The 12,419-nt window shown below is 64.7% G+C and carries 14 protein-coding genes; 2 read left to right on the plus strand and 12 right to left on the minus strand.

Translation table 11 applies throughout. From position 1 onward, the window contains the following. The 6 genes from J1M87_RS04220 to J1M87_RS04245 form a co-directional block, all read right to left on the minus strand. Positions 1–918, minus strand: coding sequence for a DMT family transporter (locus J1M87_RS04220; RefSeq protein ID WP_206488085.1), 918 nt, complete (start codon positions 916–918; stop codon positions 1–3). A 135-nt stretch (positions 919–1,053) separates the two neighbouring features. Continuing rightward, complete coding sequence (locus J1M87_RS04225) at positions 1,054–2,910, minus strand: propionyl-CoA synthetase (RefSeq protein ID WP_206488087.1); 1,857 nt, start codon at positions 2,908–2,910, stop codon at positions 1,054–1,056. A 10-nt stretch (positions 2,911–2,920) separates the two neighbouring features. Beyond that, complete coding sequence (locus tag J1M87_RS04230) at positions 2,921–3,418, minus strand: hypothetical protein (RefSeq protein WP_206488089.1); 498 nt, start codon at positions 3,416–3,418, stop codon at positions 2,921–2,923. Further along, positions 3,415–4,662 (minus strand): molybdopterin-dependent oxidoreductase, encoded by a 1,248-nt coding sequence (locus tag J1M87_RS04235; RefSeq protein ID WP_206488091.1) that lies wholly within the window; start codon positions 4,660–4,662, stop codon positions 3,415–3,417. The genes J1M87_RS04230 and J1M87_RS04235 overlap by 4 nt, the downstream gene beginning before the upstream one ends. A gap of 93 nt (positions 4,663–4,755) precedes the next feature. Next, a complete protein-coding gene (locus J1M87_RS04240) occupies positions 4,756–5,364 on the minus strand; it encodes a TetR/AcrR family transcriptional regulator (RefSeq protein ID WP_206488815.1) in 609 nt (202 codons plus the stop codon). Next, entirely contained in the window at positions 5,361–6,026 is a 666-nt protein-coding gene (locus tag J1M87_RS04245) for a methyltransferase domain-containing protein (RefSeq protein WP_307830727.1), read from the minus strand. The genes J1M87_RS04240 and J1M87_RS04245 overlap by 4 nt, the downstream gene beginning before the upstream one ends. Before the next feature lie 118 nt (positions 6,027–6,144). On the opposite strand from J1M87_RS04245, the gene J1M87_RS04250 reads away from it, so the two are divergent. Continuing rightward, positions 6,145–6,528 (plus strand): hypothetical protein, encoded by a 384-nt coding sequence (locus J1M87_RS04250; RefSeq protein WP_206488093.1) that lies wholly within the window; start codon positions 6,145–6,147, stop codon positions 6,526–6,528. 1 nt (position 6,529) lies between these two features. Here the strand turns inward: J1M87_RS04250 and J1M87_RS04255 are convergent, their stop codons facing one another. The 6 genes from J1M87_RS04255 to J1M87_RS04280 all read right to left on the minus strand — a co-directional run bounded on the left by J1M87_RS04255 (position 6,530) and on the right by J1M87_RS04280 (position 11,491). After that, positions 6,530–8,017, minus strand: coding sequence for a carboxyl transferase domain-containing protein (locus J1M87_RS04255; RefSeq protein ID WP_206488095.1), 1,488 nt, complete (start codon positions 8,015–8,017; stop codon positions 6,530–6,532). Between the two features lie 24 nt (positions 8,018–8,041). Then, positions 8,042–9,241: an ABC transporter permease gene (locus J1M87_RS04260; RefSeq protein WP_206488097.1), complete on the minus strand. Its 1,200-nt coding sequence runs from the start codon at positions 9,239–9,241 to the stop codon at positions 8,042–8,044. Next, positions 9,238–10,131, minus strand: coding sequence for an ABC transporter ATP-binding protein (locus J1M87_RS04265; protein ID WP_206488099.1), 894 nt, complete (start codon positions 10,129–10,131; stop codon positions 9,238–9,240). Before J1M87_RS04265 ends, J1M87_RS04260 begins: the two co-directional genes overlap by 4 nt. A 16-nt stretch (positions 10,132–10,147) precedes the next feature. Then, a complete protein-coding gene (locus J1M87_RS04270; RefSeq protein ID WP_206488101.1) occupies positions 10,148–10,702 on the minus strand; it encodes a hypothetical protein in 555 nt (184 codons plus the stop codon). After that, complete coding sequence (locus J1M87_RS04275; RefSeq protein WP_032372936.1) at positions 10,699–10,971, minus strand: helix-turn-helix transcriptional regulator; 273 nt, start codon at positions 10,969–10,971, stop codon at positions 10,699–10,701. Before J1M87_RS04275 ends, J1M87_RS04270 begins: the two co-directional genes overlap by 4 nt. Positions 10,972–11,035: 64 nt before the next feature. Next, positions 11,036–11,491: a MarR family winged helix-turn-helix transcriptional regulator gene (locus J1M87_RS04280; RefSeq protein ID WP_206488103.1), complete on the minus strand. Its 456-nt coding sequence runs from the start codon at positions 11,489–11,491 to the stop codon at positions 11,036–11,038. Positions 11,492–11,572: 81 nt separating this feature from the next. Between J1M87_RS04280 and J1M87_RS04285 the strand changes: the two genes are divergently transcribed. Continuing rightward, positions 11,573–12,406 carry an alpha/beta fold hydrolase gene (locus J1M87_RS04285; protein ID WP_206488105.1) on the plus strand — a complete coding sequence of 278 codons (834 nt, stop codon included), beginning with the start codon at positions 11,573–11,575 and terminating at the stop codon, positions 12,404–12,406. Positions 12,407–12,419 lie beyond the last annotated feature (13 nt).

Here is a 12,419-nt window from a genome sequence, read left to right on the forward strand (position 1 = left end):
TCAACGCCTGCGGGACAACCCGACTCCCACCAGGCAGATCACCCCGCCGACGACGGCGAGATAATGCGGAATCTCGCCGAGCAGCAACCAGGCCAGCGTGATGGTGATCGGCGGCACGGCGTACGTGGTGATGCCGAGCTTGCCGGCGTTCATTCGCGTCAACGCGTAGGCCCAGGTGCTGAACGCCAACGCCGTCGGCACCACACCCAGGTAGATCAATCCTCCGGTGGCACCGGCGGAGGAGGCGTCGAGGTCGTCGAGCAGCGCCGGTGCGTACGGCAGCGTGCACACCGCGCCGATGGTGCACGCCATCCAGGTGACCTGCAGTCCGGGGATCGTGCGTAGCACCGGTTTCTGGCTCAGCACGCCGATGGCATAGGTCACCGCAGAGACCAGGCACAGAACGATTCCGAGGAAGTTCGCATCGGTCTTGGTGGTCGAGGTGGTGGTCACCGCGGTGACGACGCCGACCATCACCGCGCCTGCGAATGCGATGCCTGCACCGATCACCAGCCATCTCGGAAAGCCTTCGCCGAGAAGGAGTCCGGCGAACAGGGCAACCAGAAGCGGTCCGATCTGAATGATCATCGACGTCGTTCCGGCGTCGACGCGTTGCTCGGCGGCATTGAGAGAGACGTTGTAGATTCCGAACCAGAACACGCCGATGCTGACGATCTGCAACCACTGCGTGCGGTTCGGCTTGACCCATCTGCGATTGGCCCATCGGTGATTGACCAGGACGATCACGCCGAGTACCGAAGATCCGATCAGCAATCGTCCCAAGGCCAACGGGCCGGCCCCGAAGGATTCGCCGACGCCGCGAATGGCCACGAAGGCCGAGGCCCAGGACACCACGGTGACGACGACCGCACCGAGGGCGAGCCAATCGACGGCAGGCCGGGTCTCCAGATCTGTCATGGGAACGACGGTATAGCGCCGCGCACCCGAATTGCGCGCGGATTTCGGCCATCATTGGGCGAATTAGCGTCGACAGTGCCCCACCCATCGTGCGCCTTTTGCGTACCTGTAGGTACGCAAAAGGCGCACGACGGGCTAGCGGCGGAGCAGCTTCTCCAGTGCATCGAGCACCGCGGGATCCTCGATGGTCGACGGCACGCCGTACTGCTCACCGGCGACGATCTGACGCATCGTCTTGCGCAGGATCTTGCCCGACCGAGTTTTCGGTAGTGCCCCGACGATCGTCACATCGCGGAAGGTGGCCAGTGCCCCGATCTGATCGCGCACCATGGCGACCAGTTCGGTGCGTAATTGCTCCTCGCTGATGCTCTCCCCGGCCTTGAGGACCACATAGCCGCTGGGCCGTTGGCCCTTGAGGTCGTCATGAATGCCGATGACGGCACATTCGGCGACCGCGGGATGCGCGGCGAGCACCGCCTCCATCGACCCGGTCGAGAGGCGATGCCCGGCGACGTTGATGACGTCGTCGCTGCGGCCGAGGACGTAGACGTAGCCATCGGCGTCGATGTAACCGGAGTCGCCGGTGAGGTAGTAGCCGGGGAAGGTATCCAGATACGAGCGCTGGAACCGTGATTCGTCGTTCCACAGGCCGACCAGTGCACCCGGCGGCAGCGGGAGCGCCACGACGATGTTGCCCTCGGTTCCTGCCTCGACGGGCATTCCGGTGGCATCGAGGATGTCGACCTGGAACCCCGGCACCGGAACAGTGGGTGATCCCGGTTTTATCGGAAGTGGTTCGAGCCCGCGAAGATTGGCACAGATGGCCCATCCGGTCTCGGTCTGCCACCAATGGTCGACGACCGGACGATCGAGAGTGCGTGAAATCCACTCGTACGTATCGGGATCGAGCCGTTCACCGGCAACGAAGAGTGCCTCCAGGGTGGAGACGTCGTACTTCTCCAGTTCGGCTGCCCGAGGATCCACCTTGCGAATGGCCCGCAACGCGGTCGGCGCAGTGAACAAGGCGCGGACGCCGTGCTCGCCGATCACCCGCCAGAACGCCCCCGCATCGGGAGTGCCGACGGGCTTACCCTCGTACAGAACCGTTGTCGCACCGGCGAACAGCGGCGCATAGACGATGTACGAGTGCCCGACCACCCAGCCGACATCGGACGCCGTCCACATCACCTGGCCGGCACCGACATCGTAGATATTGCGCATCGACCACGTCAGCGCGACGGCATGGCCGCCGTTGTCGCGTACCACGCCTTTGGGTTTGCCGGTGGTGCCCGAGGTGTAGAGGATATACAACGGATCGGTTGCCGCCACCGAAACCGGTTGTGCGGCTGTGGCGTCGGCGATGAGAGTGTCCCAGTCCAGCCAGGAGTGCTCACCGGGAATTCCTTCTCGTGACTTCACGATCACTGCGGGCGTGTGCGCGGTCGTGAGCGTCAGGGCGCGCTGCACCAGCGGAACGTACTCGATGACCCGACCCGGCTCGAAACCACCGCTGGCGGTGATCAGCAGTACCGGTGCGGCGTCGTCGATACGTGCTGCGAGCTCGTTGGCTGCGAATCCCCCGAACACCACCGAATGCACGGCACCGAGCCTGGCGCAGGCCAGCATCGCGATGACGGCCTCGGGAATCATCGGCATGTAGACGACCACGCGATCACCGGGCCCGACGCCCTGTGCGTGCAGCACTCCGGCGAACCGAGCGACCTGATCGAGGAGTTCGGCGTAGGTGTAGCTGCGGGTCAGTCCGAGCATCGCCGAGTCGTAGATCAGTGCGGTTGCCTCGCCGTGCCCGGCATCGACGTGCCGGTCGAGGGCGTTGAAGCAGGTGTTCAGCCGAGCTCCGGGAAACCAGTGTGAGCCGTCGAACGCAGTGGTGGGCGGGGTGTCCCAGGCGATGTCTGCGGCGGCGTCGAGCCAGAACCGTTCGCGGTTGTCGATGCTGTCGTCGAATGCCTGCCGATACACGCCGCTCATGTGACCGAGCTTAGTTGGGTGCGTGCTGGCGTTCCCGGTTATTGCCGACGGGACGAGTGCGCAGCGCCCGCACAGCCTCACGACCGCCGTAGAACACGGCGCTGGCCGCGAACATCGCCGCTACCAGCAGCAGCCAGCGCATCGCGTACGGTTCTTGCGTCAGCCCCGTGGCTGCCTCGTACGTCTGACTTCCCTGGCGGAAGATGCCCGGTGCGAACAGGAGCAGGCTCAGGCCGGCACCGAGGGCAGGAATGCGAACCGCGTTGACGAATCGGCCGAGTCGAGCGACCAGCGCGCGATCGAGTAGGGCATACAGGGGGAACAGGATCGCGTCGTGCACGACGGCGGCACCGACGAACCACAGGCCGATGGACTGCCACCACACATCGTTGTTCCACAGCGCAGGAAAGCCGATCGTGAGAACGGCGAGACCGGCCAGGGCCAGGCAGCCTGCCGTGATCGCCAGGTGTAGCGGCCCTGCTCCGTACCGGGCCCGAAACGCATTCATGACGGCTCCCCGAAGAATTCGACGGATTCGATCCATTTGGTTGCGTGCACCCCGGGGATCGCCGGCATCATGATGCGAGCGGGATAGCCGTGATCGAGGGAGAGGTCGGCCCCGTTCACGCGAAGTGCGAGAAGCGAATCGGGATGTGTCATCTGGTGTCCCCCGAACGTGACGCGGTTGAACGAGCCGGAGGGTTCGAGTGAACGAACCTCACCGGTGTCGACGGCGTCGATGCCCGCAAGGGCTGCGAGGTCGCGCAGCCGAACACCGGTCCAGGTCTGGACTGTCGACCAGCCCTCGACGCACGAGATCGGTAGATCGACGGTGTGCAGGTCCATCTGCTCGAGTTGGGCCCTGTCGAGCACGACCTCGGCGTTACCGGCACGTACGGTCAGCCGCCACGAATCCCCTGTCCGCGCCTCGTCGATGCCTGCGGCCTCGGCTGTGCGGTTGATCTGAAAATCGTTGGGCCCGTCGCCGTAGGATCGCCCGCGGGGGAGCAGGATCGCTGCCCCGCGAAGGATTCCGCCTGTCGTTTGTCCGACGCTGAGAACCGCGACGAACAGTGCGCTGCCGCCGACGAGGGCGAGCGCTCCGCGTCGGCTGATCGTCGCGGGAGCTGGATCGGTTGCGGCCAAACCGGATTCGTCGTCCTCGTCGGGCAACGTGTCGTCCACCTTGATGCGCATCAGTTCCAGGAACGGTCTGGTTCGGAGCGCAGTGACCATGGTCGGAAATTTCAGCACCACGTGGGCGAGGAACCCGGCGATGAACACCCATGCGCCCCAGTAGTGCGCGGTGTAGAAGCTGAACCCGAAGAGATAGTCGTACTGAATGTTCAGCACGCCGGTGATGATCTCGAAGAGGATTCCGCCGACCAAGGCCAGCAACGATATCCGTTCGAGTAGGTGGGCGACGCTCCGAATCGGTGGCATCTCGATCAACTTGGGGATCACCGACCACAGCTTGGCCAGAACGATCGGCACCATGATCAATCCGAGACCCACGTGTAGGCCCTGGGTCAGCCGGTAGAACCAGACCGGTTCGGTCGGCCAGTCGAACGACGGAATTCGTAGCCAACCGACGTCGCCCGGCATCGCCTGGCCGAACTGGGGACCGTAGGCCACCCACGAGAGGAATCCGGTCACGGTCACGATCGGCAGCGCGACGAGCAGAACGGATGCCAGTACGGAGGTGAACCAGACGCCGCGAATCGGGCTACGAAAGGTGGGAAGTCGTTGCATTCTGGTTCCCGTCTCAATTTTGTACCTGGTAGTACAAACTGTCAGGTCGAGGCTAGCGCACTTCGTAGCCGACCGCCAGGGTTCGCGGAGATGTCAACTGGTGGTGCGACGTCGGTGCACCGCGGCGACGGCGGCGTCGAGCGCGTCGCGCAGCGGTTGTACGTCGCCGGCGAGCCGCGCGATCAGCATGCCGCCCTGCAACGACGCGATCAGAGCGGCGGCAGTCGCGGCAGGATCGGTCGCCACGTCGAGTTCTCCGCGGTCGATCATGCGGGCAAGTCCCTGCTCGAGCGGTTTCTCCCAGCGCCGGAAGGCGGCGTGAAGACTGGGGACGAACGCCGCATCGTTCTTCAGTTCGGCGGCCAGCGATCCGAGAGGGCACGAGAACGGGCCCCCGGGTTGCTCGTGATTGCGGACGATCTCGGCAGCCCACACGTCGATATCGTCGAGACTGTCGATGCGAGAGAGCATCGGTTGGGCGGCGAGGACGCGTTCGAGTTGACGCTCGATGACGGCCTCGACCAGATCCGACTTGTCGGAAAAATAGTGGTAGAGCTGCGATTTCCCGGTCTCGGATGCGGCAAGGACATCGTCGAGAGTGGTCCCCGCGACGCCGCGCTCGTACATCATCGACGCCGCGGCGTCGACGATCGCAGCTCTGGTTCGTCTGCCCTTGGCCGTTCTCGGTAGCTCCTTGCTCACGGGATTTCGGCTCCTCGGTCGCAACTGTGAACCGCGAGTTCCATGAACACGCGACCATTGCACTCGATGGTTCGCCGGACCTGCAGTCCGGCGCTCGACGCCAGTGAGTACAGCGCGCGCACTCCGACACTGGCCCAGGTGAACCAGTCTCCCACCGAGTCTTCGGTTTCCCATCGAACCAGCGCTCTCCGATCGTCGACCTCGAACGAGGATTCGACGATGGCCGTCCCTGCGTCGTGCAGCAGCGCCCGAACCGTGGCCAGCAGTGCGGCCGGGTCGCCGCCGATGCCGATATTGCCGTCCGCGAGGAGGACGTGTGACCACCGACCTGCTGCTGGCAGCGCGGAGAATATGTTCTGCTCCACGGCGAATCCACCGCGATGGTTGGTCATCTCCACGGCGACCGACGAGGTGTCCACGCCGAGGGCCGGTACGCCGGCTCTGGTGAGAGCCTCGGTCAAACGCCCTGGCCCACAACCGAGATCGAGGGTCGGGCCGGTGCAGAAGGCAATCGAGGCCTCGTCCGCTCTGAGGTCCTCGGCGGTCGAGAAAGTGCCGCCCATCCAGCGCGCGATCGGCAGGGGAGTGCGACGGCCGTCGGAATCGGTGATCCAGGAGGGCAGCCCCGCTCGGCCGCGGCGGTACACGTCGTCTGCAATCACCCGATCGAATGTACCAGGGAGTACAGGACGTGGCTCATCATCAATTTTCGAGCCGGGACCGTCAAGATTGCGTCAACACCACTGTTCGACGCCACCGCCCGGCGCAAGACTGCTTCTCATGACACTTCTCGACATGCTTCCCTCCCTCGGTGCGGCATATGTTCCGCGGTGCGATCCAGCGCTCTGGCCCGCCGATACTTGCTGTGTGTGCGGGCGCATCACAGTCGACGGCCTCGCGCTGGAGGACCTGGCCGATGCGCAGGGCACTCCGGTGCGTTGGGGCCCGATCCTGGTGACGCGGGTGCGCTCGGTGATCGCCGGCGAGGTGGGCGTCGACGCCGAGTTCGGGGATCTACTGCAGGCAGTGGTGGTCAACCGGCATTCGGTGGGTGCGGTGATCAAGGTCGATGTGCACGGCCCGGGGCGCGGCTGCGTCGTTCCTGTGGAGTTGCCCGCAGACCTCCGAGCGGGTGATGTGCTGGCGCTGATCTGCAGCGGATAGCTCAGGTGCCCAGCGTGCGGTAGCGGCCGAATCGGTTCCGAACCCGGGTGGCGGCGTCGACGGTGGACAACTCGCGTAGTTCGCGGGCAATGGCATCGGCGACTCGTACGGAGAATGCAGCTGGTTCGTCGGCGGCATCGGGGAGTTCGGGGACGATGGCGTCGACGATGTGCTCGCGCAGCAGATCGACCGAACGGATGCCCTGAGCCTCGGCCATATCCGATGCATGAGCGGTGTCGCGGTGCACGATGGCACTTGCACCCTCGGGTGGGAGCGGTGCAAGCCAGGCATTCTGGGCACACAACACGCGGTCGGCGGGCAGCAGCGCGAGTGCTCCGCCGCCGGTGCCCTGGCCGAGGAGGACCGACACCGTCGGGGTGTTCACCGTGACCAGATCGGAGATCGAACGCGCGATCTCGGGCGCCAGCCCGCCCTCCTCGGCTTCCTTGGACAGTGCCGCCCCGAAAGTATCGATCACCAGCACCAGCGGGATGCGTAGTTCCTCGGCCAAGCGCATACCGCGTCGAGCCTCGCGCAGCGCCGCCGGACCCATGGTTGCGGTGGCAGTACTGCTACTTCGATCGTTGCCGAACAGCACGACCGACACGCCCCGGATACGGCACAGCGACAACAGAATCGAGGTATCGGCCTCACCCTGTCCGGTACCGCTCAGTGGAACCTGTTCGCCTGCAGCATGTTCGATGAGCTCTCTGATGCCGGGCCGGTCCGGACGGCGAGACGCCTGCACCGAATGCCAGGCGGACTGCTCGGGAATCACCGAGGGACCCTCGTCGACGGAATCGGGCCACACTGTGGCGTCGACGATCACCCGAAGGGCCCGGATCAACAGGTGTCGTAGTTGGTCGACCGGCACCACGCCGTCGATCACTCCGTGCTGGTACAGGTTCTCGGCGGTCTGCACTCCCTCGGGAAAGGGCTTGTCGTACAACGCCTGATAGACGCGGGGCCCGAGAAATCCGATCAGGGCTCCTGGTTCGGCGACGGTGACGTGGGCCAACGACCCCCAGGACGCGAAGACCCCTCCCGTGGTCGGATTACGGAGGTACACCAGGTAAGGCAGGTGCGCCGCCTTGTGCGCGGTGACGGCGGCAGCGATCTTGACCATCTGCACGAAGGCCAGCGTTCCCTCTTGCATACGCGTGCCGCCGGAGGTGGGGGAGGCGATCAGCGGCAGCCTCTCGGCGGTCGCCCGTTCGATTGCGCAGGTGATGCGCTCGGCCGCCGCGACGCCGATCGAGCCGGCGAGAAACGCGAACTCGCAGGCGATGATCACCACGCGTCGGCCCTCGATCGTGCCCTCGCCCGTCAACACCGACTCGTCGACGCCGCTCTTCTCCCGTGCCTTCGCCAGGTCACGCCGATAGGAGTCGTCGGGATCGACGTCGACGGGCTCGGAGTCCCAGGACACGAACGATCCGCCGTCGAGAACGGAATCGAGAATCTCGGCGGCGGATGTTCGTGGGCTCATATCGGGGAGCCTACGCAGCGAACCCTAGCGAGCAAACGCTTCCTTCCACGAGACGGTCTTGCCGATTCGCAGGATGGATCGTTGGTAGATCTTGGCCGCGCCCATGGCCAGGATCGCCGTGGTGATGATCATCAGCACCGCCGAGCCGACGATCTGCATCGGCGAGGTCACGCCTGCCGCGATGCGCAGCGGCATCATGATCGCGGAGAACGGTGGTATCCAGCTCAATGTGTTCGCCAGGGTGCTCTCCGGATCGCTGACGGAGTAGAAGGCCGCGAAGAACATGGCCATGATCAGGATCAGCAGCGGCATGGTGGTCGAGTTGACGTCCTCCTGCCGCGAGACCATGGACCCGCCCGCTGCATAGAGCACTGCGAAGAAGGCGAAGCCCAGGATGAACCAGGCCAGCGTCGCGGCGAAGACGCTCACCGCTGCACCGGTGACGGTGAGCACTCCGGTGCCCAATCCTGCACCGACTCCGGCGATGCCGTACAGGGCAAGCTGCAGGATGCCGACTGCGCCGATGCCGAGAATCTTTCCCCACAGCAATTGCAGGGGACGCACGGTGGACAGAAGCAACTCGACGACGCGCGAGGACTTTTCTTCGACGACGCCCATCGCGACGTACATGCCGAAACCGATGATCTGGGCATACAGCAGGAACACTGCCGACAGAGCCAACGCAGTTCGCTGACCGGACTCGGGGTCAGGGGGATCGATCGCGTCGACGGTGACCGTCGCGGATCTCGTTGCTGCTGCCAGCTCGCTGCGATCCACACCCTGTTGCGCCAGTGCGGTATTCGTGGCCTGTGTGGCGACGCTACCCTCGACGACGGCGCGCAAGGTGCCCGTCAGGTCGGACTCGGTGACGGCTGTGTAGGCACCGGCGGATCCGTCCGGGATCAGCGCCACATCGAGATCCCCGGATTCGACGCCGCTGCGGGCGGCCGCCGCGTCGGCGATCTCACGGACCTCCACCGGAGACCCGACGGCGTCGCCGGTTGCCTCCAACACCGCCGCGATGGACTGGTCTCCGGCTACGCCGATCACCTCGCGTTCCTCGTCGCCGCTGCCGGAGAAGATCGAGTACGCGATGATTCCGCCGACGATGACGGCGAGAACGATGACATTGCTGATGACGAAGCTCTTCTTCATCACCTGAACGGTGAACTCGCGCTTGGCTATCAGTGAGACCGCGCTGAAGGAATTCAGTTGGGAGCTCATGCCACTACCGCCTCTCGGAACAACTCGCTCAGGGAAGGTTTCTGGACCGAGAACTCGTGGACCGGCCCGGTGGCGAGTGCGGCCCGTAGGATCTCTTGGTCATCGGTGCCGGGGGCGAGGCCGAGCACGGTGACGCCGTCGCTGTGCTCGAGGGTGCTGACTCCGGCGATGCCCGACGCCCATCCGGGTGCGGCGCCGGGTGCGTGCACGTGTAGTTGCGAATCCCCCGATCCGCGTAGCTCGTCGACGGTCCCGATGGCCTTCATCGAGCCTGCGGCGATGATGCCGACGCGATCGCACAGTCGTTGCACCAGATCGAGTTGGTGGCTCGAGAACACCACCGGCACTCCGGAGGCGGCCTTTTCGCGCAGTACTTCGCTCATCACGTCGACGGCGATGGGGTCGAGTCCGGAGAACGGCTCGTCCAACACGAGAACCGCGGGGTCGTGCACCAGGGCGGCCGCCAACTGCACGCGCTGCTGATTCCCCAGGCTCAGCGCGTCGACCGTGTCGTTCACTCGCTCGTCGATGCCGAGACGTTCGGTCCAGCGAATCACTGCTGCCTTGGCGTCCTTGGACGACAGGCCGTGTAGCTCGGCCATGTACGCCAACTGCGGGCCGACCTTCATCTTCGGGTACAGGCCGCGCTCCTCGGGCATGTACCCGATGGTGCGGCGAACATCGAGGTCGACGGTCTTGCCGCCCAACAGAACCTGGCCAGAATCTGCCGACAGAACTCCGAGCGCGATACGCATCGTGGTGGTCTTGCCTGCGCCGTTGCTACCGACGAAGCCGAACAGCTCGCCGGGCCGGACGTCGAAACTCAGGTTGTCCAAGGCGATCTTGTCGCCGTATCTCTTCGAGACGGAATCGATCGTGAGGGTGCTCATGGTGCCCTTTCGGTCGCTACTTCGGGTCGAAATCTTCGGTGTCTTCGAGTTCGGGGTCAGGGGTGATCCACGCGAGAATGACGGCCGGGGTGCATCCGCCCGCCAGTAGCGCAACGAGCGTCCACAGACCTCCGGCATACGGCAGGTGCTCGTTGTCGTACGACGCGGACAGCCCGATCAGGACCAGAACTGCCACCGTCACCAGGAATTGAGTGACGGACAGGCCGATCGATCGTGCTTCGTTGCGCTGCTGCACTTCCCATTCGTCGAGTGCGCCCACCGGTGCGTCGCTGTGCCGACGTGACACGGTTTGCAGGATCGTCCACGTGACGAGAAAGATCACGGTGGCCGGGACCCAGATGATCGGTGCCCACGGGGAGAACAGCGACCACACGGCGATCACCAACAGGGTGAGCAGGGAAGCCATCACCGAGACGGCGAGTATGCGGCGTCGGTGCTGCGTGCGCCAATTCGGAAGCCAGTGGCGGGTTTTCGCGTCGTTCTCCAGGAATCGACGCGTGCGATAGGCCTGATAGCGGGTGAGGATGTCTGCAGTGTCGGGCGTGGTCATCGATCCTTCTCCCTTCGGAAGAGTTCGGCCGAGAGTGGTCCGAGTTCGGTGCGTGAGAACACTGCTTCGATCGGTAGGTCGAAGACGTCGCAGATGCGCATCGCGAGATCGAGGCTCGGGTAGTGGTCACCTCGTTCGAGGGCGCCCACTGTCTGGGGGTTGACTTCGACGAGTTCGGCGAGTTGCGCGCGGCTCATCTTCCGTTCTGCCCGCAGAACACCCACCCTGTTGAAGATCGGGAGCGCGGTACCGCGCTTGACGGGGCTCATGACAATGAAGTGTTGTATAAACCCAACGATATGTCAACCATCGGCAATGGATCTGGTGATCCGTCTACGTGTCCGAACTCGTCCGGACCGAGGCGACGACGGCGCGCATGGTGGTCAGGAACTCGTCGATCGTCGCCCGCTGCTCGGGAGTGAAACGCTCGAGTTCGCGGACTGCTCGCCCGATGACGGGGCCGAAGAAGCTGGTACCGAGCTCCGATGCGTGCGCGGTGACGGCGAGTAGCACGCGCCTGCGATCGGATGGATCGGGTTCACGGACCACCAGATTTCGCTTGCTCATTCGATCCACGAGCGCTGTGACGGAGGCGGATTCGAGCCCGAGCTGGGTTCCCAGCCAGCCGGGTGTCGCGGGTGTGCCGGATCGGTCGGCGTCGAGGAGGCAGATCAGTGCGCGGATGTCCGTCGGGTGGAGGTGGTGGCTCTGGGCGAACTGCGCGCCGAGAAGGTCGAGGTCGACGGTCAGCGCGCGTAGCTGGTGCACGGCGGCGGCGGGTTCGCTCATGTGCTGATCCCTCGGTAGGTGCTGGACGTGATCTCTCTCCATTGTCTATTATCTCGATCATCGAGAGAAATGAGGGCGAGCGTGACGCAGCTCGACGAGTTCTACGCCGCCTACGACAGGGTGCTGCAGAAGTGGCCCGTCGAGGTGGAGTCCATCGACATGAGCACCGCCCACGGAACGACCCGTGTCAACGCCTGCGGCTCAGCCGATCATCCGGCGCTGGTTCTGCTGCCGGGCGCCGGTGCCACGTCCACGGTCTGGTTCGCCAATGTCGCCGCTCTCGCCCGGCACTATCGGGTGTACGCCCTGGACCTGATGGGCGACGTGGGGCGAAGCGTGCCCGGCGAAACCTCCATCGGCTCGGTGGACGAGTTGCTGGACTGGCTCTCTACCGTTCTGGATGGTCTCGACCTGCCCACGGCAGCGATCTGCGGCCACTCCTATGGCGCGATGATCGCGTTGGCATATTCACTGCGCAACGGCAGTCGCGTCGAGGCACTCACCCTGCTCGATCCCAATGGCTGCTTCGGCCCGATGAGTGCGCAGTACCTGCTCCACGCGATACCGATCCTGCTCTCTCCCAACGACACGAGGCAGCGGCGCTTCGTAGAATGGGAGACCGGCGGCCGCGAACTGGATTCGGATTGGCTCGACGTCCTGGCGCTCGGTGCGGCTCATTTCCCGAAATCGAAGACCATCGTCCCCAAGCGCCCGAAGCCCGCCGAATTCGAGAACTTCGGGGTCGACACAACCGTGTTGCTGGCAGGAAGAGGGAAAGTACACAACGCTGCCCGTATCGAGTCGGCAGTCCGGGCGGTCCTGGCCCGAGCGAGGACGGTGGTGCTCGAGAACGCAACGCATCACACGTTGCCGATGCTTCCCGCCGCCGAGGTGAACGAAATTCTGCTGAGCTGATGTGAATCGGGTG

It is taken from the genome of Rhodococcus sp. KRD162 (assembly GCF_017168335.1).
In the GTDB taxonomy this organism is placed as follows: Bacteria; Actinomycetota; Actinomycetes; order Mycobacteriales; family Mycobacteriaceae; genus Rhodococcoides.

What these genes read in the sequence shown, in the direction of transcription:
- J1M87_RS04220 (WP_206488085.1), bottom strand. Translation starts at nt 918, where the DNA reads ATGACAGATCTGGAGACCCGGCCTGCCGTCGATTGGCTCGCCCTCGGT.
- J1M87_RS04225 (WP_206488087.1), bottom strand. Translation starts at nt 2,910, where the DNA reads ATGAGCGGCGTGTATCGGCAGGCATTCGACGACAGCATCGACAACCGC.
- J1M87_RS04230 (WP_206488089.1), bottom strand. Translation starts at nt 3,418, where the DNA reads ATGAATGCGTTTCGGGCCCGGTACGGAGCAGGGCCGCTACACCTGGCG.
- J1M87_RS04235 (WP_206488091.1), bottom strand. Translation starts at nt 4,662, where the DNA reads ATGCAACGACTTCCCACCTTTCGTAGCCCGATTCGCGGCGTCTGGTTC.
- J1M87_RS04250 (WP_206488093.1), top strand. Translation starts at nt 6,145, where the DNA reads ATGACACTTCTCGACATGCTTCCCTCCCTCGGTGCGGCATATGTTCCG.
- J1M87_RS04255 (WP_206488095.1), bottom strand. Translation starts at nt 8,017, where the DNA reads ATGAGCCCACGAACATCCGCCGCCGAGATTCTCGATTCCGTTCTCGAC.
- J1M87_RS04260 (WP_206488097.1), bottom strand. Translation starts at nt 9,241, where the DNA reads ATGAGCTCCCAACTGAATTCCTTCAGCGCGGTCTCACTGATAGCCAAG.
- J1M87_RS04265 (WP_206488099.1), bottom strand. Translation starts at nt 10,131, where the DNA reads ATGAGCACCCTCACGATCGATTCCGTCTCGAAGAGATACGGCGACAAG.
- J1M87_RS04270 (WP_206488101.1), bottom strand. Translation starts at nt 10,702, where the DNA reads ATGACCACGCCCGACACTGCAGACATCCTCACCCGCTATCAGGCCTAT.
- J1M87_RS04275 (WP_032372936.1), bottom strand. Translation starts at nt 10,971, where the DNA reads ATGAGCCCCGTCAAGCGCGGTACCGCGCTCCCGATCTTCAACAGGGTG.
- J1M87_RS04280 (WP_206488103.1), bottom strand. Translation starts at nt 11,491, where the DNA reads ATGAGCGAACCCGCCGCCGCCGTGCACCAGCTACGCGCGCTGACCGTC.